The 1158-nt window shown below is 35.6% G+C and carries 1 protein-coding gene; it reads right to left on the bottom strand.

What is annotated here, in order from left to right; translation table 11 throughout:
- Positions 1 to 148: 148 nt before the first annotated feature.
- Positions 149 to 862, bottom strand: coding sequence for a fatty acid metabolism transcriptional regulator FadR (gene fadR, locus H5072_RS20025; RefSeq protein ID WP_024606190.1), 714 nt, complete (start codon positions 860 to 862; stop codon positions 149 to 151).
- Positions 863 to 1158: the final 296 nt, after the last annotated feature.

Below are 1158 nucleotides of genomic sequence, written 5' to 3'. Positions count from 1 at the left end.
ATTTAAAGTGTAAGTTGCGTTGTAACTAAGTAGAAATTTTAAAAATATCGAAGTGGTTTATGCATTAAACTTTTTAGAATTTCATATACGGTGGCGCTAAATTTTACAGATATAAAAAAACCTGCAAATGCAGGTTTCTCGCTTAGACTTAGTCCATTATATCTGAGGGCATATCACCACGGATTTTTTGCCAAATCTCACCCGTTTGATGACCGTATTTACGCATCATAGAAATAGCACCATCATGCTCTTTCTTTTCTGCCAAAATGGTTAAATCTTTATAAAACTGACGAGCAAGTTCACGAGTTCCAGCATCAGAGAAGTAATGACAACCAATCTTTGAATAAAAGCCTCTAAAGCCGTTAAGTATTAATACATAAATACGGTTATTACCCGCAACGGCTAATTCGTGATGCACTTTATAATCATAGTCAGCAAATGCTTGAGCGGTGTCTTCTAGCTCATGGCTTTGTGATAAAATTTCAATCACGCGTTCAGGATTTAACTTAATTGCAGCACGTGTATAAATAGCACTAATATTAGTACGTGCAGATAAAAGCTGATCTGTCAGCTCTGGCATCTTGTCTTCATCTAAGCGCGCTAATGTTTCAAGAATGTTTAAGCCAGACGTTTCCCAAAAGTTATTTACTTTTGTAGGTTTACCATGCTGAATTGTTAGCCAACCATCACGTGCTAAACGCTGTAATACTTCTCTCAAGGTTGTTCTTGTAACACCAATTAACTCTGAAAGTTCTCGCTCGGCAGGTAAAATTGAACCTGGAGGGAAATCGCCGTTCCAAATGGACTCAACTATATATTCTTCAGCAAATCCTGCTGGGCTTTTCGCTTTAAAAATTCTCATCCAGTTCCCACTCGAATTAATCAACACTCATCGTTTTACACGAATAACTGACTGATTGTACCAGACGAAGCACAACTAACAAGTAAAGTAATATATATTAATAAAGCAAATGGGTAGAAATTTAAAATTAATAAATAATTAAATTTGGGTCTCTCTAATTTAGCTACAATGCATGAATATCTAGAGTAATATTCATTGTAGGTACATTGTTATTATGGAGATATTTTTATTTACGCAGCGCCTGAGCTTAATTAACTTATCCCGCACTTGCCATAAGAAAAAGTACAAAAAAGTGC

Source organism: Pseudoalteromonas sp. SR45-5 (assembly GCF_014163565.1).
Lineage (GTDB): Bacteria > Pseudomonadota > Gammaproteobacteria > Enterobacterales > Alteromonadaceae > Pseudoalteromonas > Pseudoalteromonas distincta.
Note: the sequence above shows the minus strand (reverse complement) of the source record. Positions and strands in the feature narration are given on the sequence as shown.

Bases quoted from the DNA above. Each gene is read 5' to 3' on its own strand.
- fadR (WP_024606190.1), bottom strand. From the start codon at position 862: ATGAGAATTTTTAAAGCGAAAAGCCCAGCAGGATTTGCTGAAGAATAT.